Source organism: Tumebacillus amylolyticus (assembly GCF_016722965.1).
In the GTDB taxonomy this organism is placed as follows: domain Bacteria; phylum Bacillota; class Bacilli; order Tumebacillales; family Tumebacillaceae; genus Tumebacillus; species Tumebacillus amylolyticus.
In genome coordinates, this window is record NZ_JAEQNB010000002.1 from 520,208 (window position 1) to 542,445 (window position 22,238).

The 22,238-nt window shown below is 48.5% G+C and carries 23 protein-coding genes; 4 read left to right on the forward strand and 19 right to left on the reverse strand.

Translation table 11 applies throughout. The features are described from left to right. The first annotated feature begins 109 nt into the window (after positions 1–109). Positions 110–403, forward strand: coding sequence for an SAV0927 family protein (locus JJB07_RS09510; RefSeq protein ID WP_201634143.1), 294 nt, complete (start codon positions 110–112; stop codon positions 401–403). Positions 404–480: 77 nt separating this feature from the next. Here JJB07_RS09510 and JJB07_RS09515 read toward each other — a convergent pair whose 3' ends face one another. The 9 genes from JJB07_RS09515 to JJB07_RS09555 all read right to left on the reverse strand — a co-directional run bounded on the left by JJB07_RS09515 (position 481) and on the right by JJB07_RS09555 (position 8,281). Beyond that, positions 481–843 (reverse strand): DUF4180 domain-containing protein, encoded by a 363-nt coding sequence (locus tag JJB07_RS09515; RefSeq protein ID WP_201634521.1) that lies wholly within the window; start codon positions 841–843, stop codon positions 481–483. 33 nt (positions 844–876) lie between these two features. Continuing rightward, on the reverse strand, positions 877–1,791 hold the full coding sequence (locus tag JJB07_RS09520) for an SPFH domain-containing protein (protein WP_283809090.1): 915 nt from the start codon (positions 1,789–1,791) through the stop codon (positions 877–879). 126 nt (positions 1,792–1,917) lie between these two features. Beyond that, positions 1,918–2,934: a hypothetical protein gene (locus JJB07_RS09525; protein ID WP_201634149.1), complete on the reverse strand. Its 1,017-nt coding sequence runs from the start codon at positions 2,932–2,934 to the stop codon at positions 1,918–1,920. A gap of 50 nt (positions 2,935–2,984) precedes the next feature. Beyond that, on the reverse strand, positions 2,985–3,596 hold the full coding sequence (locus JJB07_RS09530; protein ID WP_201634152.1) for a zinc ribbon domain-containing protein: 612 nt from the start codon (positions 3,594–3,596) through the stop codon (positions 2,985–2,987). 44 nt (positions 3,597–3,640) lie between these two features. After that, positions 3,641–4,486: a TIR domain-containing protein gene (locus JJB07_RS09535; protein WP_236588001.1), complete on the reverse strand. Its 846-nt coding sequence runs from the start codon at positions 4,484–4,486 to the stop codon at positions 3,641–3,643. A gap of 233 nt (positions 4,487–4,719) precedes the next feature. Further along, positions 4,720–6,300 carry a malate:quinone oxidoreductase gene (locus JJB07_RS09540; protein ID WP_347338329.1) on the reverse strand — a complete coding sequence of 527 codons (1,581 nt, stop codon included), beginning with the start codon at positions 6,298–6,300 and terminating at the stop codon, positions 4,720–4,722. Between the two features lie 286 nt (positions 6,301–6,586). Further along, positions 6,587–7,018, reverse strand: coding sequence for an SRPBCC family protein (locus tag JJB07_RS09545; RefSeq protein WP_201634161.1), 432 nt, complete (start codon positions 7,016–7,018; stop codon positions 6,587–6,589). Further along, positions 7,015–7,521, reverse strand: a complete 507-nt coding sequence (locus JJB07_RS09550) for a MerR family transcriptional regulator (protein ID WP_201634164.1) — start codon at positions 7,519–7,521, stop codon at positions 7,015–7,017. The genes JJB07_RS09545 and JJB07_RS09550 overlap by 4 nt, the downstream gene beginning before the upstream one ends. A 142-nt stretch (positions 7,522–7,663) precedes the next feature. After that, the gene (locus tag JJB07_RS09555) at positions 7,664–8,281 is read right to left on the reverse strand and encodes a response regulator transcription factor (RefSeq protein ID WP_201634167.1); all 618 of its coding nucleotides are present in this window, start codon (positions 8,279–8,281) and stop codon (positions 7,664–7,666) included. A gap of 162 nt (positions 8,282–8,443) precedes the next feature. On the opposite strand from JJB07_RS09555, the gene JJB07_RS09560 reads away from it, so the two are divergent. The 3 genes from JJB07_RS09560 to JJB07_RS09570 all read left to right on the forward strand — a co-directional run bounded on the left by JJB07_RS09560 (position 8,444) and on the right by JJB07_RS09570 (position 14,392). Beyond that, the gene (locus JJB07_RS09560) at positions 8,444–9,916 is read left to right on the forward strand and encodes a DNA/RNA non-specific endonuclease (RefSeq protein ID WP_201634170.1); all 1,473 of its coding nucleotides are present in this window, start codon (positions 8,444–8,446) and stop codon (positions 9,914–9,916) included. A gap of 162 nt (positions 9,917–10,078) precedes the next feature. Beyond that, complete coding sequence (locus JJB07_RS09565; protein WP_201634173.1) at positions 10,079–13,327, forward strand: hypothetical protein; 3,249 nt, start codon at positions 10,079–10,081, stop codon at positions 13,325–13,327. Positions 13,328–13,513: 186 nt separating this feature from the next. Continuing rightward, complete coding sequence (locus JJB07_RS09570; RefSeq protein WP_201634176.1) at positions 13,514–14,392, forward strand: DNA/RNA non-specific endonuclease; 879 nt, start codon at positions 13,514–13,516, stop codon at positions 14,390–14,392. Between the two features lie 68 nt (positions 14,393–14,460). On the opposite strand, the gene JJB07_RS09575 is transcribed toward JJB07_RS09570, so the two are convergent. The 10 genes from JJB07_RS09575 to JJB07_RS09620 all read right to left on the reverse strand — a co-directional run bounded on the left by JJB07_RS09575 (position 14,461) and on the right by JJB07_RS09620 (position 21,978). Beyond that, a complete protein-coding gene (locus JJB07_RS09575; RefSeq protein WP_201634179.1) occupies positions 14,461–14,676 on the reverse strand; it encodes a helix-turn-helix domain-containing protein in 216 nt (71 codons plus the stop codon). 10 nt (positions 14,677–14,686) lie between these two features. Beyond that, positions 14,687–15,166 carry a DUF2975 domain-containing protein gene (locus JJB07_RS09580; RefSeq protein ID WP_201634182.1) on the reverse strand — a complete coding sequence of 160 codons (480 nt, stop codon included), beginning with the start codon at positions 15,164–15,166 and terminating at the stop codon, positions 14,687–14,689. Between the two features lie 135 nt (positions 15,167–15,301). After that, a complete protein-coding gene (locus JJB07_RS09585) occupies positions 15,302–16,498 on the reverse strand; it encodes a macrolide family glycosyltransferase (RefSeq protein ID WP_201634185.1) in 1,197 nt (398 codons plus the stop codon). 80 nt (positions 16,499–16,578) lie between these two features. Next, entirely contained in the window at positions 16,579–17,388 is an 810-nt protein-coding gene (gene bacA, locus JJB07_RS09590) for an undecaprenyl-diphosphate phosphatase (protein WP_201634188.1), read from the reverse strand. A gap of 114 nt (positions 17,389–17,502) precedes the next feature. Continuing rightward, positions 17,503–18,882: a DJ-1/PfpI family protein gene (locus JJB07_RS09595; RefSeq protein ID WP_347338330.1), complete on the reverse strand. Its 1,380-nt coding sequence runs from the start codon at positions 18,880–18,882 to the stop codon at positions 17,503–17,505. 152 nt (positions 18,883–19,034) lie between these two features. Beyond that, positions 19,035–19,757 carry a YebC/PmpR family DNA-binding transcriptional regulator gene (locus tag JJB07_RS09600; RefSeq protein WP_201634191.1) on the reverse strand — a complete coding sequence of 241 codons (723 nt, stop codon included), beginning with the start codon at positions 19,755–19,757 and terminating at the stop codon, positions 19,035–19,037. A gap of 153 nt (positions 19,758–19,910) precedes the next feature. Next, a complete protein-coding gene (locus JJB07_RS09605) occupies positions 19,911–20,546 on the reverse strand; it encodes an HD domain-containing protein (protein ID WP_201634194.1) in 636 nt (211 codons plus the stop codon). 194 nt (positions 20,547–20,740) lie between these two features. Next, positions 20,741–21,205 carry a phage tail protein gene (locus tag JJB07_RS09610; protein ID WP_201634196.1) on the reverse strand — a complete coding sequence of 155 codons (465 nt, stop codon included), beginning with the start codon at positions 21,203–21,205 and terminating at the stop codon, positions 20,741–20,743. A gap of 24 nt (positions 21,206–21,229) precedes the next feature. After that, a complete protein-coding gene (locus JJB07_RS09615) occupies positions 21,230–21,649 on the reverse strand; it encodes an SRPBCC family protein (RefSeq protein ID WP_201634199.1) in 420 nt (139 codons plus the stop codon). Continuing rightward, positions 21,646–21,978: a metalloregulator ArsR/SmtB family transcription factor gene (locus JJB07_RS09620; protein WP_201634202.1), complete on the reverse strand. Its 333-nt coding sequence runs from the start codon at positions 21,976–21,978 to the stop codon at positions 21,646–21,648. The genes JJB07_RS09615 and JJB07_RS09620 overlap by 4 nt, the downstream gene beginning before the upstream one ends. Between the last annotated feature and the right edge of the window lie 260 nt (positions 21,979–22,238).

Consider the following 22,238-nt stretch of genomic DNA (forward strand, 5'->3'; position numbering starts at 1 on the left):
AATAGACAGAAAATTTACAAGCGGACATACATAAAAAGGATCATTTACCCGTATTGTAAGGGTAGATGTCGCCGACATACATCAATCCTAAGAAAAGAGGTGGATGATCATGCCGCGTCATGTTTACAACGAAAGCTACGAAGAGTCCCGTAACCGCTTTGTTACGTTGGTCACAGATCACTGTCAGTATGATTTGGTGATCAACTACACGTCTCACTTTTACGGAAAAGCGTTGATCTTGCATCTGCAAACCAAGAAGTTCGGCGTTTTTGACATTTTCGAAGTGCAAGACGTGCAACTGCTCTGCGACAAACTCGGTTTCACAAACTTGGAGGACGCGCAGATCGTCAGCGACTACCTCGAAGATGTCATGCCGACGGTCTACAAAACCCACGAAATCTAACCGCTTCCAACGCTGTGATAGGAAAACCCTTCCCGCAATCGGGAAGGGTTTTTTGTCGGGAGATACGGCACGACCTTCTACAGGCTCAACTTTTCAATCGCCTGTTGTTCAGTCGGCAGGAAAAACACATCGTTTCCGCTGTTGCATTCGTAGATGAAGTCCTGAAGGCTCCGGCTTGCGTACACCGAGAAGTCCCCCACAATGGCAACCTTCACGCGATAATTGACGAACTTCTGCAAGATGTCGCCCGCAAGGCGTGTTTTCAAATCGAAAAAGTTTTCATGGAGCAGGGATTTGTGCAGCACGAGCCGGTCGCTGCCGGCTTCATATTGCACGGTTGCCATCAGATCCAAGGCAGACTGCACGTCCCCGAGTACGACCTCGCCGCCGCTCACGACGGCAATCGTTCCTACAGCGGTTTCAACCTTCGTAATCTTCATACTTTCCATAGCGCGGTTGTCCCCCTTTTCCTCTTACATTTCTATTGGACTTCCACATTGCCCGCAAAATTTAGAATGAGCAGGTACTTCCACATTACATGTAGGACAAAAACTCCTCTCCTTGCTTGTAGAGCCACTACCCAGAGTTTCCTGACCAAAAGAAAATCTAGAACTAGCCCTGTTCTCCAAGATGTCTAAAGATCTCTGACGATAATAATCTTCACCCAATGTCGCGAGGACTCTCTTCTTACTAAGAGCATCCTTGAAGAGCTGTACCTCATCATCAGGAAAATTAATGGACTCCACATAGAAAGTCACAACTTCTATGCCATATCGAGAAAAAGCAGCGTTGATCTCAAATCGGCATTCATCAGAAATTTCACCTAACAGATGATGAATATCCAAAAGAGAAATTCCTTTCCTGATTATACATTTTGAAATGACCTCTTTTACTTTTACGTTGATCAAACCAGTAAATAAACTCGTTACAGTATTGTAGTCCGATACATGCCCTCCGCTCACTGCTCCAATAATACTTGTGACAAATACTCGTGAATTAGAAACCGTTATACCATATTGTCCGAACGCTCGAACTGTCAGCATCATGTTGTATTTTGGGTCCATGATTTGAAACGGTACAGATGTGCCCCATTTCATGTCTAAGTGAGATGTTTTGTTTATGAAATATACTTCAGCTGCAAAAAGCGTCCTTCTACCAAAAGGAATCTTCATCAAACTTTTGAATAGAGGTGCATTACTCTTAGGTAACGTATATGTCCCCGCCAGGAAGAGATGCGGAGCTTCTCCTCCTTCGAAAAAGAGCGCTTCTTGACTCTGAGTGACAACCAATTGTCCGCCCAGTACGAGATCTTCCGATCGGCATTTGTGAACCAGCCATGGTTGTCCGTTTTCAGGTCCATCGTATTTGAGTCGATCTATTGATGTCATACATGTTGCAGAGAAATGATGAACGACAGACCCGTTCTTCCTCTGCTCTTTCCCCCTCTCTCAGTTTAAGTCAAGAATTAGGTTTAGGACCCCCGAATCACGAAAGTCCTAAGAAAATATCACGAATTACTTTTCTTTATTAACAGTTTTTTTCTCACGTAACATCTTACGCAATGCTTTTAAAGCATTGTCCAGTTGATCCTCATACTCCTTCGGATGCTGTTCCTTCTTCGAATTATTTGAAACATAGAGACTGAATGCAGTACCCCCACTCGTCACCATGTTCAAGGTTCTTACCCAGGTATTCTCTCTATTAAAAATACTGATAAAAAACATGGTAGCAGCTACGACCATCTTCAGTGGATTTATGGTAAAGTTCTTCCCACCAACGCCAGTTCTCCATTCCGTCCGCTCTGTTTCAAGTGAAACGATTTCTTGATAGAAGTACTCCTCTGTTTTTTCTAAGATTATTTCATCACGTACTAAATCGAGTACTTTGTAATAGACCAAGAGAAGATCCTCTGAAAAGTATACGGTAGTAAAGCCTAGCATCGAGAAACGTGCCTTTTTATCAGAACCATATCTTACATACGTTATCGCATTCTTTGAGATTCCTATTCCTTTGACCGAGAGATTGTCCGCGACCAGTTCATCCTGATCAAAGTGCAGGGTCTCCAAGCCTTCTTGTTCATGTGAATTCATTCTTTGACTGACCCATGCGTCGATCTGCGAATCTTTTGGCATTGTCATCCGTGTGTACGCCAGAAAAGAAATTCCCAAAATAAGTGAAATCATAAAAGAATTCTCTGCCGGAAAAATGATGCTAAGCATCAACAACAAAAGAGTGATCGACAAGTTCTTACGAAACAAGAAATAGCGACCGATCCTCCTCATCTGGACCTGCTGCTCCAAGGATTTCCCCTGACGCTCTAAGTGGAAAGAACGGACAAGACGCATTGCTCCCCAAACCGATAAGTAGATCAAGATCCCGACCAACAACACCCCCTGGTCTAGTTGGAACCAAGGTGAAAAGTGCTTCGACGGAAAAACAAACATCATCATGGTCGCCATACAAAAGAGAATCGGCAAAGCACCGATTCTAGAAAAAATAGGAACATCGAGTAGAAGCTGTTGGTTTTTCATGAAATTTTTCTCCTGTCATTTGAATATTCGCACCGTTTTTTCGGTAGTTGTTAGGCAAACACAACTTTTAGTAACGCTGGGTCCTCTATGGTCAAATGATCTAGTAAACTTTTGAGTTCAGAGTGATCTTTCTTACATGCATGTCCCTCTGCGAATAATTCATCATAATGCGGACTCGTCACACGTAGCCCATTTTTGTAGTAATACTCATACTTCAAAATCGCCCAAAGGTAGTAGAACTTGGCAGTTGGGGTTATTCTGATCGCAATTTCCAGAAACCGTTCAATCTGCTTTGCTTCTCGTAAATTCAGATTTTTCGGCTTACGTTTCTTTATGATGCTAAGGGACACATAATAGTAAGCCTCACTGCGATCCGGTTCGACTTCAATGACCTTTAGAAAATGGTTGCGTGCCATGTCATAGAGACCGAGATTCAAATGGCAAAGCCCAATGGACATATTGAGTTCAGGAACATCAGGGAATGTGGTATGAATTGATTTGTAATGCTGTAAGTATTTCTTCACGGAAGACTGATCAAAATGGTCAAGATAGGATAATGTCTGTACCTTCAAAGCCACTTGACAATACTCACATTGTTGTCTTTGTTGCCTTACAGGTGCTCCACATTGAGGACATTCTACTATTTTTAAGGTTACATTCAAATTGACACTCTCCTAGAGGATCAGATACTAGTAACGATTAGCTTCTATACTTCATATCCCGCTGCTAGGAACTCCTTTCTTAAATCAACTTCCCAGCCACGATCCTTCATGAAGATGTAGGTAATTCCGTCAATATCTGAAGGCCGCTCAACTTCTTCCGTCAATAACACCGCAACGTTTGAGCGTCCGAGCTTTGCCAAGAAATAACCTAACTCAAGAATTACATTTTGCCGTGCCCGTTTCTTTAGAACCAACGTCCCTTCTTTTTCAAAGTCACCTTGAAGAGCACCGATATCATCTGGAGTAACTACTACGACAGCGAACCCGACATCTGAATTCGCTTCAATCTTTTCAAAAATTGTTTTACTTTGATTTGCCTGCTCATGAAGGATGACAGGTATTAAACCATGATCATGCAGATATTTAGCAACACGATATTTAGGCAACTCATCTCGCCCATGTACAATGAAAACTTTGCTGTTTTTTATTTTCTTTACCTCTGGCGTAATCATTTCGTTTTGTCGACGGTCGGGCAATCTATCAGGTTTCCTGATTCCCTGAACTTGTTGCTCATCACCAGTTTTAAACAGCCTTGAGTACGCCTTTGGCGCATTTGAAAATGTCCAATCTTCAAAGTCGATCTGCTCTGCGATACAGACCAAATTATCAAAATTATTTTGCCCGATCCTCTCAAGGACCTCCAAAATATTCATAAGATAGTCGCGGTCCCCCCATTGCAGGCTACGAAGTAATCTTGGGTGATGCAAAATGGTTTCAATCTCGTCAATCTCATATGCAAGTTTCGTCCAGTCAGATTCGAGATACTTTCCCTCGAGTACTGAAGCCAAAGTAGATATGAAAAACTTCTTATTTTCATCCCTAACAATCATTTGTTTCACGCCTCCACCAAACATTGTAAACTTATCTATAATTTTATCACTTACAGACAAATACGCACAGAGAGTTTGAGAGTATTTTTTTAATTATCACTCGCGAACATGTTCTTACTAAACAGTTATAGCAACTCAGCAAATAGAAAAAAAGCCACCCGCTACCACGGGTGGCTTTGCATGCACTATATAAAGTACGAATCACGAATAACTGCCCTCACCTAATGAGAGAATTAATTATAGGCAAGTTCTTTTACATTCAGACCCAGCGTCTGCGCGGTTGACGAGTGAATTTCTTCGAAGAATTCCGGGTTCTCCGCGAGTGACACGCCATACGAAGGAATCATTTCTTTGATTTTCTGTTCCCATTCCATCATGTATTCCGGGAAGCATTTCTCCAATACTTCAAGCATAACGTGAACGGCGGTGGAAGCTCCCGGTGAAGCGCCGAGCAAAGCTGCAATCGAGCCGTCAGCCGCACTCACCACTTCCGTACCAAATTGCAGAGTCCCTTTGCCGGCTTCCGTGTCTTTGATAACTTGCACGCGTTGGCCCGCTGCTACGATCTTCCAATCCTTGCTTTGCGCGTTCGGAATAAACTCGCGCAATTCTTCCATGCGCTTTTCATTCGAAAGCAACACTTGCTGGATCAGGTATTTTGTCAATGCCATCTCTTTGACGCCGGCCGCCAACATCGTGATGACATTGTTCGGTTTTACGGAAGAAATCAAATCAAAATTCGAACCCGTCTTCAGGAACTTCGGAGAGAAGCCCGCAAACGGTCCAAACAGCAATGTTTTTTTGTTGTCGATATATCGGGTATCGAGATGCGGAACAGACATCGGCGGAGCGCCGACTTTCGCTTTTCCGTATACTTTTGCATGGTGCTGCTCGACAACTTCCGGGTTGTTGCATACCATGAAGAGTCCGCTTACCGGGAATCCTCCGATATGTTTCGACTCGGGAATGCCGGTTTTTTGCAGCAAAGGCAGACTTCCGCCGCCGCCGCCGATAAAGACGAATTTGGCGGTATGGTACGTGGTTTTCCCGAGTTCGAGATCATGCACTTTCACTTCCCACAAGCCGTCGCCGGTGCGTTTGATATCCTCAACGCTGTGCTTGTAGTTGATCTCGACGTCTCTGCTTTTCAGGTGTTCAAACAACATGCGTGTCAAAGCACCAAAGTTGACGTCCGTTCCGGAGTCGATTTTGGTGGCTGCGATCGGTTCATTCGAGGTACGGCCTTCCATGATCAGCGGAATCCATTCCATCAATTTATCGGGATCATCAGAATATTCCATCCCTTGAAACAGGGGATTGTCGGTGAGCGCTTCAAAACGTTTTTTCAGAAACGCTACATTTTTTTCCCCTTGAACGAAACTCATATGAGGAATCGGCATGATAAAGTCCTGCGGATTCCGAATCAGGTTGGAGTTGACAAGATAAGACCAGAACTGTCTGGAGAGCTGGAACTGTTCGTTGATTTTGATCGCTTTGCTGATATCTATAGATCCGTCAGATTTTTCGGATGTATAGTTAAGCTCGCACAGTGCAGCATGGCCCGTCCCCGCGTTGTTCCATTCGTTCGAGCTTTCTTCGCCTGCACTTGCAAGTTTCTCAAACACTTTGACTTCCCATTCCGGTGCTAACTCTTTCAGTAATGCTCCCAAAGTCGCGCTCATGGCTCCGGCACCAATTAAGATAACGTCTGTTTTGTTCTGTATCTTGCTCATTGTAACTTCTCCTTTTCTCCTATTTTTGTAAAAAAAGAATAGGCACTCCTGCTTAAGGTAGTACAAAAAGCCAGTCGCCACCTAGGGACACACCTTATGTGCCTCAATTATACCATAACGAAGCCTATTATAATAATTTTCATGTTATAATATATATTACCATTCATTAATAATAAATTCTTAAGAATGAATGAAAACTAGGAGTCTATCTGCGCTGTGCAGACTTACCTATCGTACTCTCTTAGACGAATGAGTACAATACCTCCGACGACCCAAAATCAAGAAGTATCCTATGAAAAAAGACCTCTGGCGACGTTCGTCGTAAGAGGTCCTTTTTTTCGTGAATGGCTTGTACGACCTTGAGCCCTTAGAGGGACTTGCCCAATGCCTCAAGCAACGAGATCGTGCCTTCCTCACGTGCTTCCGGTGTGTCATGCCCGTCGAAGAACACACCCTGTTCCGTGAAGACCAACTTCGTGCCCTCCTCAGATGGAAGAAACTCAACCGTTGCGGTCGAGACGGACATCCGTGTCTCTCCCATATCCAAGGTGTAGGTATACACGATGCGCTGTTCAGGCACGATCTCCTGATAACAAGCATCAAAAGTAAAAACAGGTCCTTGCGGCGGCCCACCCACGCTGTATTCGCGACCGCCGACTCGGAATTCGAAACATTCCGGCTTTGAAAACCATTTCGCTTTGGCAATCGGGTCGGCCCAAGCGTTATACACTCGTCCAGCAGAGGCGGAATACGTCCGCTCGACGACGAAAGTAGCGTGTTTGACAGATCGTTCGGTCATCGTTGATCATCCCTCGTTTTCGTGATTTCGTTTTCCTCGTCCAAAAAATCCCCCAGCAAGTCCAACCGATGTTCCCAACTCACCCGTCGCTCGACGACCAGCTTCTCATGCCCGATTTTCATCGCTTGCAAGAGGCTGGTGAAGTCCTCTATGGCGAGCGGAGTCTTCCCCTGCATCAAATCGGAGACATGTCCAAGTTGCGCGAGGAGCTTTTTTTGCAATTGAATCTGCTCCTTGATTCGGTCCATTTGCAGCGTCACAATCTCAAGCGGGCTGTACAACTTGCCGGCCAATACGGACTTGACCTCGTCAAGTGATAAGCCAAGTTCCTTGAGAGACAGAACTTGTTGCAGACGCGACAGATCCGATTCACTGTACAACCTGTGACCTGATTCCGTCTGCCCCGATGGCGAGAACAATCCAATTTGATTGTAAAATCGCAAGGTTCGCACGGTAACTCCCGACAACTTGGCGAGTTCCCCGACCTTCCAGAATCGTTTCATGTTCAACCCCTTCGTTTGCGCTAGCTGTTTGCCGGTACTCCTACTATAAAACATGACGTAACGTTAGGTTCAAGTATCAAAAGTAAAAAGAGATCACGATCGTATTTATTCGAGAACTCTGAGAATTTCGCACAGTTTGGCTTTATATATATCGTTTCGTAATCGCATAGACTGCCAGCTGGGTTCGGTCCTGCAAATCGTTTTTTTTCAGGATTCCTGTGATGATATTCTTGATCCGGCCTTCGCTCAAATTTAATATACCGGCGATTTCCTTATTGCTTTTGCCTTGTGCGATATATCGGATCAGCTCGATTTCCCGTCTCGTCTGGTTTATTGGATTCCTATTTTCAATATAGATATCCAAACCCTCAAGTACATCATGGTGGTACACCCTCATATTGCCGGCCACACATTTGACAGCAAGGACAAGCTCCGATCCTTTTATATCCTTAAATAAGTATCCGTCTGCGCCGGATTTTAGTGCAGAGGCAACATACTCCTTGTCCGTCTGATGCGTAAGGATGACTACTTTGATGGTACTGAATTTTCTTTTAATAATCCTCGTCGCTTCAATTCCGTCACATTCGGGCATCGCGACATCCATGAGCACAACGTCAGGGGCCAGAGTGCCACAGGACTCCACAGCCTGAAGCCCATTTTCAGCACTGCCGACAACCCGTAATTCACTGTCTTTTTCAATCAGATGTAGTAAGCTTTCTCTCAAAATTCTTGTACTATCAACAATCAATACGTTTATCATGACGTTCACACACCTCCTTACCTCGCGTGCTAGAAGTCACGAAAACGTGCTGAAGTCACAAAAAATGAGGTAAAGTCGTGACGTTCGCGTGACCCTCGTTATATTCAAATCGGTTTTTACTAACGATACAATATTCATAAGATTCAATGGGAGGTTATAGCGATGGACAAAACGTTTAAAACCAAGACAAAGTTCAACAAGAAGATTGCAGTACTCGCCTGTGTGTCCTTAGGGTCTTTTGGTATCTTGGGTAATTTTTCAAGTACCCCTGCACATGCGGCAGCAGCCACGCATGTCGTGATCAGTGAAATTTACGGGGGAGGCGGAAACAGCGGCGCTTCCTACAAAAACGATTATATTGAACTCTACAACCCTACCAGTTCCAGTATAAGCTTGTCTGGTTGGTCTGTTCAATATGCCTCTGCAACCGGAACTTTCACGAACATTACAAATTTGACCGGAAGCATCGCTCCCTACAGCTACTATTTAGTTCAAGAGGCGGCCGGCAGTGCCGGAACAGTTGCTCTGCCGACTCCCAATGCCACGGGTACGATTAACTTAAGTGCAACCGACGGAAAAGTTGCATTGGCAAAAGTCACGACCTCGGTATCAGGTTCAAAAGATACCAATGTTGTGGATTTTGTAGGCTTCGGTTCTGCAAGTGATTCAGAAACGTCTCCGGTAGCTACACTCTCCAATACAACAAGTGCAGTACGCAAAGACAACACCGGTGGAACCGTTCAGGGTCAAGGCAATGGTTGGGACACGAACAACAATGCATCCGACTTGGTCGTGACGAGCAGTTTGTCTCCCAAGAATTCATCTTCTCCGTCCGAACCGTCTGGCGGCGGCGGTGGTGGCGGCGGTGGTACTGGGATTGATAATGATCATATGTTATTAGGGAATCCAAGCGGCGCGACAACCAGTACATCCAACTCTACTAATTACTTGATGATTAAGTCGCAGTATGATCTTTCTTACAGCAACAGCAAGCACGAGGCGAATTGGGTTAGTTGGCATCTTGTTGCATCTGATCTTGGAAGCACTGCGCGTCAAGATGACTTCCGTGCTGATACAACCTTGCCCTCCGGTTGGTATCAGGTTGGTGCAAGTGAATTTTCAGGTTCCGGATTTGACAGAGGGCACATGTGTCCGTCCGCTGACCGTACCTCTTCTGTTACCAACAATTCGGCAACGTTCCTGATGACCAATATGATCCCTCAATCTCCGCATAACAACGAGATTACTTGGGCAAGTATGGAAGACTATGGCCGCACGCTTGTTAACGCAGGCAACGAACTGTATATCATCGCCGGTGGATACGGAACGGGCGGCACAGGCTCTAACGGCTATGCGACCTCTGTAGGGAATGGCGTAGTGGTTCCTGCCTATACTTGGAAGATAATGGTCGTCTTGCCGAATGGCAACGGTGACCTTAGCCGCATCACCTCGACGACCCGAGTAATTGCGGTCATGATGCCGAACAATCAAACCGTCAACAGCCAATCCTGGGGTTACTACCGAGTCAGTGTAGACAGCATCGAATCTAAGACCGGCTATGACTTCCTCTCTGCAGTGCCGGCAACCATTCAAAGCGTAATTGAATCCAAAGTTGACACGGGTGCTACAAGCTAATACAACGATGCTTCAATAAAACAGCACAGGAAAAAGGGTCAGAGACATTGCACTTGTCTTTGACCCTTTTTCGATAGAGTTCAACTTCTCATCAATCGAATTTACATGACATTTATGTTATGATAAATGAAGAAATCTGTGCGGAAATGAGTGATGACCGAAATGTACCAGCCACCCGTTCAAGCGCCCGGCACGCAGACGACGAGCTCAACCCCGATTGTCGGCGGTGGGACCGATCGCAGTTCCACCCGCCGCGATGGAAGTTCCTATTCGGCTGCTCAACTGCTGCAACTGCAAAAGACGGTCGGCAATCGCGCCGTCACTCAGATGTTGAAGAATCAGGCAACGGTCAAACAATTGAAAAAAGACCGATCCGCCGACCCGACTCCGGTCGCCGTGCTCGCCTCCCCTGTCGCACAACGCGACGGTGAAGAAGACACGCCCTCGATCAGCAATTTCGGCACACAGGTGCTCAAAGACATCTTCAAGAACAAAATCCTGCCTGAAGTCGGGAAATCAGTGGCCATCAAAGTCATCGACGGCTTCATGCTCCTCGCAGATGCCTTGCTGATCTCCGCCATTCCCAATCTGGATACGTTGTTGAAGTATGTGGGAGCCTGCCTCAACGCCTTCACGAAAGTCACGAATTTTTGGAGCGACTTAGGCCCGAACGTGCGCGCAGGTCTGAAGTTTGTCATGGGGGTTGTCCTGTACAAAGTCGACAACTTCCTGACCAGCTATGCACCGACGAAGTTGCAGGTGAAGACGCTGCCAAGCTTTGAAGCCAATGCGGCGGACGATGCGGAAGGCACGGTGATGATGCAATCTGTCATCAAGTACCTCAAAATCGCCGAGCAATTTTTGGACAAAGCCAGCGTGATGGTGCGCGTAGGCGATTATATGAAGAGACGCCTCGGACTCATCCCCGAGGAAGCAGCCCCCAATCAGGATGAGCAGGCAGATGGGCAGGCAGATGCACAAGAACAACAGAAGCCCACTGGATCGACCCTCGATCTCAAAGTGATCAAGTTGGAGATGCAAGACCTCTCCATCGCACGCAGCAAAACGGATGACAACCAAAAAGAGTTGGGCGGTCTTGACGCCAAGTCCAAAGTCACGATCCGACTCTTCGGCCAAGAATACACGGTGGACGAGATTCATGCTCGCTTGGGCTGGGACCTCTCGTTCGCCATCGACATGACGCTTCAACACAAGCTGATCATCGGGAATTCCAACTTCCTGATCTTCGACATGGAGAACTTGTACTTGGAAGAGCTCACCGTCGGCAACCGGGGATTGGACAAGTTGGAGGTCAGCGTCGCCAAATTCAAAGTCGGCTCGCTCTTGGAACTTCAAGAAATCACCGGCGGCTACCAAAAAGGCGAAGGCTACCATTTTGGTGCCGGCAAAATCGATCTCAACCTGCCCGCTCCCTTCGATACGAAACTCGAAGCGTCTGCCCAACTCCAACTGGATAAGGACGGTGCCTTCCAGCAACTCGACGTCAGAGACTTCACAGCCAACGAGAACTTCACCGTCCAGCAGGCGCTCGTCACGCGCGAACACCTGCGCATCGTGAATGCGATGTACGACTTGACGCCGCACGGCCTGCCGTTCAAACCGACCTTGGATGAGCTGCAAATTTCCAAAGACAAGAAAATCAATAAAATCCAAGGGGGCGTCACCGTCAAAGACTGGTCGCCGTTGACGGGCTTGACGATCAACGGTCACGCCGCCATCGGGTATGAAAACCTCCTGTACGCCCAAGTGGACGATGCGAACGTGCGCCTGGACTACAAGATGTTCCAAGGCTATGGTTCGATCAAACACTTGCGCTACGATACCGACCGCAATCTGGAAGGCGAGATCGACGAACTCACCTTCACGATCGGGAAGTTTACGTTCGTCGCGACCAAAGTCGTCATCAATCAGGACGGCTCGATGTCGATCGCCGAAGCGGAAGTCGTGCTCGGAGGCGGCAAAGACAAAGTCGCTTCCAAAGATGTGGACGAGGTCGACGGCGACAAAGACGGCTTGAAACAATCCATGGGCTTCGATTCGATCTCCGGCGGCGGCGGTCTGAGTGAACTGGCACAAGTTCATCTCAAAGCGAAGAACATCACGATTCAGGATGGCAAAGTCAACGTCGGCAAGTATGAAAAATGGGTCGGCCCGAGCAAAGTGATGAAAATCTCCCTGTTTGGCGGTGCCGTACAAGGTCTGCTCGATCAGGAAAAGGAAAAAGCCGCCATCGCCGGGCAGTTCAAATTCCCGTCCGACAGCGGATTCTGGCCGATCAAAGTCGGTGCCACCCTGCCGATTACCCCCACCCCGATCTCGCTGTTTATGGAAGTGGGCATCGGAGGCGGCGTCACTGCGAAGGCGGCCGGTTTGATCGAGCGCGACAAGTCGATCGCGCAAGAGAAAGTCTACGACCTCAAAGCGATGGCCGAATTGACCGCCGAATTGACCTTCTCCATCGGCGCCGGAGTGAAGTTGGGCCATGAGGTCCTGTTGGCTTTGCGCGCCTATCTGGAAGCGTCCGCGACACTTTCCGCCGCAACGCGCGCAGCCATTGCCGGGAAAGTCAAAGTCAACCCCGATACGAAGTTGGTGGAGCAGGACCCGCGCAATCCGGTGGTCTTCCGCTACGAGTTGGAAGCGGAATTGAAAGCCAAGCTGGACTTTGTCATCGACTTGGTCGCATTCCTGTTCTACAAAAAAGAGATTGTCCGCAAGAATTTGGGCAACTGGACGCTCGGCAAATACCGCATGGCGGGGAGCGTCGGGGAGAGCGACGGCAAGGTGACAGACGAAGTGACGACGCCGCGTCACGGTGCGGAAGATACGACTTTGGGCGGTGCGATCCCGGGCCAGGTCAAACTGCCGGAAGAAGATCTCGTCAAGCAGATGGCCAAACGCAAGCACGACGAAGGCAAGGGTGACCAACCGTACAAATCCCTGTATCGCACTGCGCATGACAAAATGTCCGCAGAGCCGGAGCTAAACGAACCGACCTTGGCGAAAGTCAGCGACCAACTCAGACCGTCTGCGGAGAATCAGAGAGATGTGCCGGATGTCGTCGATCGAATCCACGCTTCGATGTCGGCACGTCGAGACGGCCCGAACAAGTCGTATCTGATGTCGAACGAAGAATGGTTGCAGTATTCGAACAACGCAGCTCGGCGCAGTACGGTCACCCTCGTGGACGATGCGTTGCGGGCGTACCACGCGGAAAAAAATCCGCGCCAAAAACTGGTGTTGCTCAACCAACTGCGCAAGATCGGAAACGACTACATCCTCGACAAAAACAAAAGCCGCTGGAAAATGGTCTTCCGCCTCCTCCTCGACACGAATCAAGAGGAAGCATACCTCCGCGAGCAGATCGAAGCGCCCTCCGATCAAGAGTAAAAAAAAAGACCCTCTTCCACGCCGATCTGGCGCAAAGGGGGTCTTTTTTTCATGTCAAATAAGTATACAAGTGCATAATTCAACAAAACACAATAAAATATTGACCCAATTTTGACAAATATCTCTTTAAATCGAAAGTTTTTATAGTTATAATATGTATGAGAATATACTTTGGGAGGCTACATCATGTCCAAAATGGCTGTAATCAAAAAAGCAAGTCTGAAAAAGAAAGTCGCATTCCTTGCGTGTGTAAGTTTGGGTGCTGTAGCTCTTATCGGGAATTTTGCAACACCTGCAAATGCTGCTACTGACAACGATCACATGTTGATGGGGAACCCGAGCGGCGCAACCACCAGCACCTCCAACTCCACCAACTACCTGATGGTGAAGCCGCAATACGACATGTCCTACAACAACACCAAGCACGAGCCGAACTGGGTAAGCTGGCATGTATATTCTGGCGATCTGGGCAGCACTGCACGCCAAGATGACTTCCGCGCCGACACCACCCTGCCGTCCGGTTGGTACCAAGTGGGTGCAAGTGAATATTCCGGCTCCGGTTTCGACCGCGGCCATATGTGTCCGTCTGCTGACCGTACCTCTTCGGTTACCAACAACTCCGCGACGTTCCTGATGGACAACATGCTCCCGCAATCCCCGAACAACAACGAAATCACGTGGGCAAACTTTGAAAACTACGGCCGCACCCTTGTAAACGCAGGCAACGAACTGTACATCATCGCCGGCGGTTACGGACAGGGCGGCACTGGTTCCAATGGGTACGCAACCACTGTAGGGAACGGCGTTGTCGTGCCGGCTTACACGTGGAAAGTCATGCTCGTCTTGCCGAATGGCAGCAGCGACCTGAGCCGTGTATCCACTGCATCCCGAGTCATCGCTGTTATGATGCCGAACAACCAAACCGTCAACTCCCAACCGTGGGGCTACTACCGTGTCAGCGTAGACAGCATCGAGTCCAAGACCGGTTATAACTTCCTCTCCGCAGTATCGAGCACCATTCAAAGCACGATTGAATCCCGTGTTGACACCGGCGCTACGAGCTAAGTACGTGTTTCGAAAAAAAGAACCGAGGCGGCAAGCTCAAAGCTTGCACCTCGGTTTTTTATGCCGGTTTAGGTAGTTTCTTCGTTTTTGTACTCCAAAATGTCCCCCGGCTGGCAGTCCAATGCTTTGCAAATCGCCTCTAACGTGGAGAGCCGAATTGCTTTTGCCTTTCCATTTTTCAAGATCGAAAGGTTCGCCATCGTGATTCCAACCTTCTCCGAAAGCTCCGTTACGCTCATTTTCCTTTTTGCCAACATCACATCGATATTGATGATGATCGCCATGTTCTTCACCTCAGACCGTTAATTCATTTTCTGATTTTATATCGATGGCATTTTGCAAAAGCTTTTGCAGAACGGCTGCAAAAACTGCGACCACAATGGCACCAAAAATGATGATCAAACCGAGCGCGCCCAGCCCCGGAGCGTCCTCTTCCTGTGCGACGTGAAACAAGAAAGGCAAGGCGGCCACAAAGAAAACACTGATCGTGATGGCACAGTTTTTTATATTCTTCAAAGCCCGTACAGACAATTCCGAGAACGCGTTGTTCTTGTCAATATAGCGTAACAGTCGGAACGCCTGATACAAGGCAACGAAATACGCAATCGCCGTTCCATACATCGCGACCACCGCGGAAATTTGCAAGTACGCCAACTCCGAATCCTGTTCAGTTGCTCCACTCGCGACCTCAGGCAACGCAAAGATACACAACGCAAGAACCGGAATTGCCATCAGAACCACAGCTAGCTTTAAAAAAATTGTTTCTCGTTTCATAAAAGCACCTCCCATAGTTATTGGCAATTTGATTCTAATACAGAATTTATCGTTTTGCAATAAAAAAATATCGATAATTGGACGTATCGCTCCATGAAAAAGGAGCCGGCGTATCGCCGGCTCCCTCATGTGCGGTCATTCAGATCCTCGAAACGCCAAAATTTCATCAACGGCTTGCTGATACCCGCCTGCTTTTCGGAAGGATTCCCTGACATCCGCAACAGTTTTTGTGAAAGACGGGTGACCCACCACATGCTCCACGGCCTCGCGCAGTTGAGTGGCAGTCAAGCTTTGCATGTGTAAGGCAAGACCTGCTCCGATCTTGGCGACTTGTTGAGCAATGATCGGCTGATCCGCGCCTTGTGGAAGTACAAGCAACGGAACCCCGTAATAGAGGCCTTCCTGGGTGCTGTTCATTCCACCATGTGTAATAAATAGCGAAGCGTACTGCAGGACCTCGGTTTGGGGTACATAATTTTTCACGATGAAGTTTTTGGGGATTTCCCCCAGCTCCGAGAATTGGGTTTTGTCCCCAATCGACATGACAATCGTATGATCTGTGTTCCCCAATGCCTCAAAACACAGCTTGTAGAAATCAACCGCTCGGTTAAAAACAGTCCCCAGCGAAATGTATATCGGTTTTTTCCCCTCGATTGCCGTCATGTCGAAGTTTTCTTGAGTGAATCGGGAAGAGATGGAGGGACCTACAAACTTATAAGTTGGGTCGAATGCTTCTCCAGATGGTTGAAACTCCCTGGTTGTATACACGATTGTAAGTGGTGCGGGATTGCAAAACACTTCATACGGGGACTGGATCTCCACACCGTATTTTTCCTTCACACTTTCCGTCAGGCTTTGAAACGTATCGGTTATGGGTTTCACGATTTCTGCCGGGACTTCTGTGAAAAACGGTTCCATCATTTTGTCGAATGATTCCTTTGACTGCGCAAAAGAAGTGCAAGAGTTGATTGCAGGAAGTTTGAGAATTTGAGCAAGCAAACGACCGCAACCAAACATGGAGTCATGGATGATCGCATCAAAATGCTCCCCTTTGATCTGTTCAAGAACGCTTGGGATGACGAGATCCGCCGTACGTAAAAGACCGTTGATTCTTTCGAGTGTATAGTTTCTTCCGCCTGAGACAAAGGCTTTGATAAATTTTTGATCGTCAATTGTTCGTACAGAAGCTCCAGCCCGCTCAAGATGTTCCCGAAACGCTTCAATCGTAACGTACACGACCTCTGCTCCACGCGAAGTCAGCTCTTGCACAACTCCAAGAGTTGGATTGATATGTCCCTCTGATCCAGCATTCACAAATAAGAAACGCGCCATTTTTACCACTCCTTAGAAATATTGTTCGGTGTTCAAAAAAGAGCACGGGAGATTTCCCATGCTCTTTCGTCCCGTGCCGATTACCGAAGGATGAAAAACCAGAAAGCCGCTGCTGCGATAAAACGGTAGATCGCGAACGGAGTGAGCTTGACCCGCTCCAGCAGCTTCAGGAACGAAACCACCGCGATCCAAGCAACGACGAACGAAACGAGAAAGCCGACTGCGAAAAAGCCGATATCGCTTGAAGATAGGTATTTGTAGCTCTTCAGCAAGTCATACCCGGAAGCGAGCACCATGATCGGGATCGCCATCAGGAATGAGAAATCGGCGGCCGCTTTGTGCGATGCGCCAACGAGCAGACCGCCGGCAATTGTCGAGCCGGAGCGGGAGAAGCCCGGCCACAGCGCGAGAATTTGGATCAGGCCGATCCCGAATGCCTGTTTGTAGGTCAAATCATCCATCGTCGGTGCCGTCACTCTGGTTCTGCGTCGCTCCGCATAGATCATGAACAAACCGCCGACGACAAGGCTTGCCACTACGGTGTACGGCGAGAACAGCTTTTCTTTGATGAAGTTGTGTGCGAGGAATCCGATGCCCATGGCCGGAACGATCCCAAGCAAGACGTGGATCAAGTCGAGTCGCTTGCCGCGTCCGCTTCCCGTCCCCTCCAACTTTTTCAGTCCAAACAGGTTGAGTACGCGTTTCCAGTACAGAATCAAAACGGCCAAGATTGCGCCCAACTGGATGACGATTTCGAACGTCGAGGCTTTTTCGCCTTCAAAACCCAACAGTTGCCCTGACAAAATCAAGTGACCGGTCGAGGAAACCGGCAGGAATTCCGTCAAACCTTCGACGATCCCCTGCACGACGGCAATCCAAAATTGTTCCATGTTTGCTTCCCACTCCACTCGATGTACTCTTTCAAAGTCCAGTATGTCCCGCCTTATTTTAGCAGGCTCTCCACTGTTCTATCTAGCAGAAGTTTATATTATTTTGTTTAAGACTTAGTATCTCCGAGTGGGCGACGAGGTCGTGGCCGGGGCTTTTTTCAGGAGGAAACGACGGTCCACGGCGATGGTCGCCATCAGGACGAGCACCGTGAGCAACAGCAGTTCGCCGTATGTCTCATAAGGAAGAGCCGGGCCTTCCAGGGTGACGTGGTTGGCGCGGTACTCCAAACGCTTGACGGCGTGCTTCGCGGTCAATACATCCTCTTGCTTCGCGAGATCTTCCAGCGGCGCTTCAAAAACGAAACGGTCCGGCTGATCGGCGTGAATATACAGGGGTTGCAAGCCGGTGCCTTTTTGCTTCCATTGTGCGACGTCGGATGCCGCCAGCGTTTTGGCATCCGTCCCCGGTACGATCAAGCGGTCGAGGTTCGGTGCTTTGGCGAAAGTATGGCGAGAAATCAAGTTCAAATGGTGTTTCGTGACGATGGGATTCTCAGAGGCGGCCAGCGTCAGTACGCGGGTGGTGCCGGTGTCGGCGTACGTATCGAAGATCGTGGAGAGCTCCATCTCGTCCATGCCGTTGTAGAGCAGGACGCCGAGGTCGGTCTTGTTCCATTGGAAGGCGTTGTTCAAGTAGTAGGTGCTGAGGCGGACGTCCACTTTGAATGGGTCCACTTTCGGATTCGTGACGAACGAGTAGGTTGGATAGTGGATCTCTTGCGCGACTTTCAAGGCGGCTGCTTCGCCCAGTTTTTTCTCAATGAGGTGAAGCACGCCGTCGATGCCGGCCATCTGACCCCCCGTGACAATGATGTTGCCGTTGTCGATGTAGCGCAGGTCATCTCGCCACGTCGTGTCCGGGAAACTGCTTTTCGCCGTGGCAACGCCCTGCCAGTGCGTGTTCGCACTCTTCCCCTTCAACAGACCGGAGTCGGCCAAGTTCTCCGCGCCGCCGCAGATGGAGATGATCGTGGTGTCGGCGTGCTGTTGCATGTACTCGCGGATCGGCTTGTAACCTTCTTCGTCCGTGCGGATCATTTGCGGGACGACGATGATGTCCGGGCTTTTCCCCAATTTTGCGTCGATTTCAGCCATCGTAAAGTGCGGGACGACATCGAGCCCGCCGGTCAGGGGCTTGATGTTTTTGTCAGGGGCGACAGCGTAGACGTTGAACGCATCGGTGCGCGAGAAGAGGTCATACGGAATCAGGAAGTCAAAGTCCTCCGTGGTCACGTTGCCCATCAGCACGGCGACGGTCGGTTTCTGCGGGTCGTACACAGGCGGCTCAATTCCTTGCAAAGACGGTGCAGGGAGGTCAAACGTGGTCGAGTAAAAATTCTTGCGGAAATGCAGGATACCCATTACCCCGACGCCCGCGAAAAACACGGCGAATACGACCACATATAGCGTGATGCGCAACAACACTTTTTTCACTTCGAAACTCACTCCTTTATTTTCCTGTTGATCTCTTCACTCTCAATATACGATACCCCCCTACCCTATGTAAAGCCCGGTTTTTGAAATACAAAAAAAAGCCGCCAAACATGGCGGCTTGATTTATGATCTAGAGGTCAAAATGAACAAGCTTACTCATCACCAAAATCGACGTTGTGGTAGACTTGTTGCACATCGTCGAGGTCTTCCAACGCGTCGATCAGCTTGCGGAAAGATACTTCTGCGTCGCCCTCAAGCGTTACTTCGTTTTGAGGAAGCATGGTCAGTTCCGCCACGGTGAATTCCGAAATTCCCGCGTTTTTCAGTGCTTCTTGTACAGCGTGGAATTCATCCGGTTCTGCATACACGATGACTTGCTCGTCTTCCGCAACGATGTCACGTACATTTACATCCGCTTCCATCAAGGACTCCAGAACATCCTCTTCCGATTTCCCTTCGACACCGATAACAGCCACAGAATCAAACATATACGCGACGGAACCGTTTACGCCCAAGTTGCCGGCGTTTTTCTTAAACGCAGTCCGGACATCGGAGAACGTACGATTCACATTATTTGTAAGAGCGTCGACGATCAACATCGCACCGTTCGGCCCGAAGCCTTCATAGCGAAGCTCGTCATAGTTCTCATCAGAGCCGCCCTTTGCTTTTTCCAACGCACGGTCGATGATGGTTCTCGGCACGTTGTAAGTCTTTGCACGTTCCAACACAGCTTTCAAAGCTGCGTTGGACTCAGGATTCGGATCGCCTTTTTTGGCTGCTACAAAAATCTCTACACCGAACTTCGCGTAAACACGAGTCTTTTGCGCGTCATTCTTCGCTTTGCCCTCTTTAATGTTGTTCCACTTGCGTCCCATTTATTTCACTCGCTTCCGAATAATAGAAATGTTGATCCTCAAAACCGAGAACTCGGCACTTTTTACATTATACCTTATTTGCATAAATTTTTCGTGTCCTACACGCTCTTATGTGGTAAAAGGCTCCCGATGGGTCGAATGCGAAGTCCTGAATTATTTTTTTCCGAGCAGATGTTTCGAGACCTTGTTGATCTGGGTATACGGAATGACACCTTCCTCCAGCATCTCGGGGAGGATGTTATCCAAGAAGTACTGCACGCAATGCATTTCTTGGTATTTGAGGATCGTGGAGAGCGCCTCCTCGTAAATTTCGAGGAACAACGACTCTGGATTCCCTTTTTGAATCTCGCCGAACGATTCGTACAGAAGGTCGATTTTGTCCGCGACGGAGAGGATTTTGCCTTCGATCGTTTCGTCCTTGCCTTCACTGAAACGAAGTTCGTAGATTGCTTGGAACTCCTCCGGAATCTCTTGCTCAATAAACTTCCGCGTCATCATCTCTTCCACTTGAGAAAAGAGCTCCTTCAACTCGGGCATCGCATATTTGACAGGTGTCTTGATGTCGCCGGTAAACAATTCTGCGTAATCGTGGTTGAGCGCCTTTTCGTACAGGGTGCGCCAATTGATCTCCGTCCCATGATGCTCTTCCACCGTACCGAGAAACTGAGCGATCTTCGTCACTTTAAACGAATGACTGGCCACCGAGTGTTCTTGGTATTTGAATTTGCCGGGGCAGCGGTACATGCCCTCCAAGTCTGACAAGCTTTTGAAATAGTTGTGGATCCCCATATGCGTTCTCCCCCTTCTCCGGTCTACGTGCCGAGTCTGTTTGCAAGCATTTCGGACGATTATAACGGAGAGAAAGAGAGAATACAAGGGGTATTTTCTGGTGGTCACCGTATCGCTCTAAGTGGGGACAAGTAAAAGGAGGATGATTGCACACCCGCAACCTCCCCCCCATGCTCATGCCTCCACTTGCGCTCTTAATACTCTTTTTTTATTACAAAAAACGAACCCCGGATTGTTCCGGCCAGTTTCGACTTCTGTCTAGCAAACTTAAACTTTCCTTCTAGCTCCTTGGGTACTTCCATCCCCTCCGAAAGCTTAAAACCAACGGCCCGTTTCTTAGGGTCGTCGACCGTATACATGACGTTGATCGCAAGACCGTCCTCATAAAAAACGTAGGCCATTTTGATATTTTCCACTTGAAAACGCGAGGTTTCCAAAGGATTGGCCGAAAACTCAAGATCACGTTCTTCCTTCAAAATTCGGTTCACATACTCAAGGGTCTCCTGGCTTTCACCGGCTGGTACAACCGCAAATTCATGCTTGTATTTGTTCATGAAGTAGCGGGCTTCATTGGCACGTAAACCGGCAAGCGCTTCTACTACAGGTGAAGACTCCAACCCAACCGTAGACACGTTTTTGAAATCAACTGTATAGGACATTTGCATCTCTCCTCTTAGCTGTTACTAATCCAACACCTTCTCAAGATCGCTGCACCATTTACCCCAACCGAACTTCGCACCTTGAAGTGCCGGAGCATTCGAGATTCCGCTTTGTTCGAGATGAAGGTTCACCTTGCCGTCGCCTAGCTCCTGCAGCGTCCAGGTGATCGTGTGTTGCTCCGCTCCGCTGGACCAGGTATAGGACACCCGGTTTGGCGCGTCCACGACCAGCACTTCGCCTTCGATAATTCCATTCCAATATTCGTTCGGCTGGGTACGAAACTGAAAGCGGTGTCCGACGACAGGCTTAAAATCATTCTCCATCGGCTGGCCGGTGTGGATGTTGGCCACCCACTTGGCAAGCTTGCTTGAATCGGTCAAAGCGGACCAAAGCTTCTCGATTGTTGTCGTGTACTGAAAATCCAAAGTTAATGTCATACTCATTCTTCTTCTTCCTCCTCCAATAGTCGGTTCAAGCGCAACAGATTCGCACTCCAGAACTGGCTGTAGAAAGCCACCCAATCTTGTATTTCTCTGAGCGGAGAGGCGTTAAGCCGAAACCGGGTTTCTCTGCCGACTTTTCGGTCAAGTACCAGTCCGGCCTCTTTCAGGATTGCCAGATGCTTGGATACCGCTGTACGGCCCATTGGAAACTGTGCCGTTAATTCATGAAGCGGTACCTCCTCTGCCTCTGCCAACAGACGGATCAATTGTCGCCTCGTTGGATCTGCAATCGCATCAAACACATCCCGCAATTGGTTGTTCTCGCTCACAACACCCATCCACCCCCGACGATCGCAATGATTCCAAATACGGGTCAGAATCAGACACCAAATGGTGTCTCTTTTATTATACGACACCATTTGGTGTCCTGTAAAGCAAGACCCCACAAACAGAAAAAGACCGTCGCCACGATGGTAGATGTGGCGAGGTCTCCCTTCTACTTTCACACGATCTTTTCGTTTCCGTTGAAACACTTACGTATCGGACTGCAACGTGTACATCCGATACGGTTCCCCGTAACACACGCCTA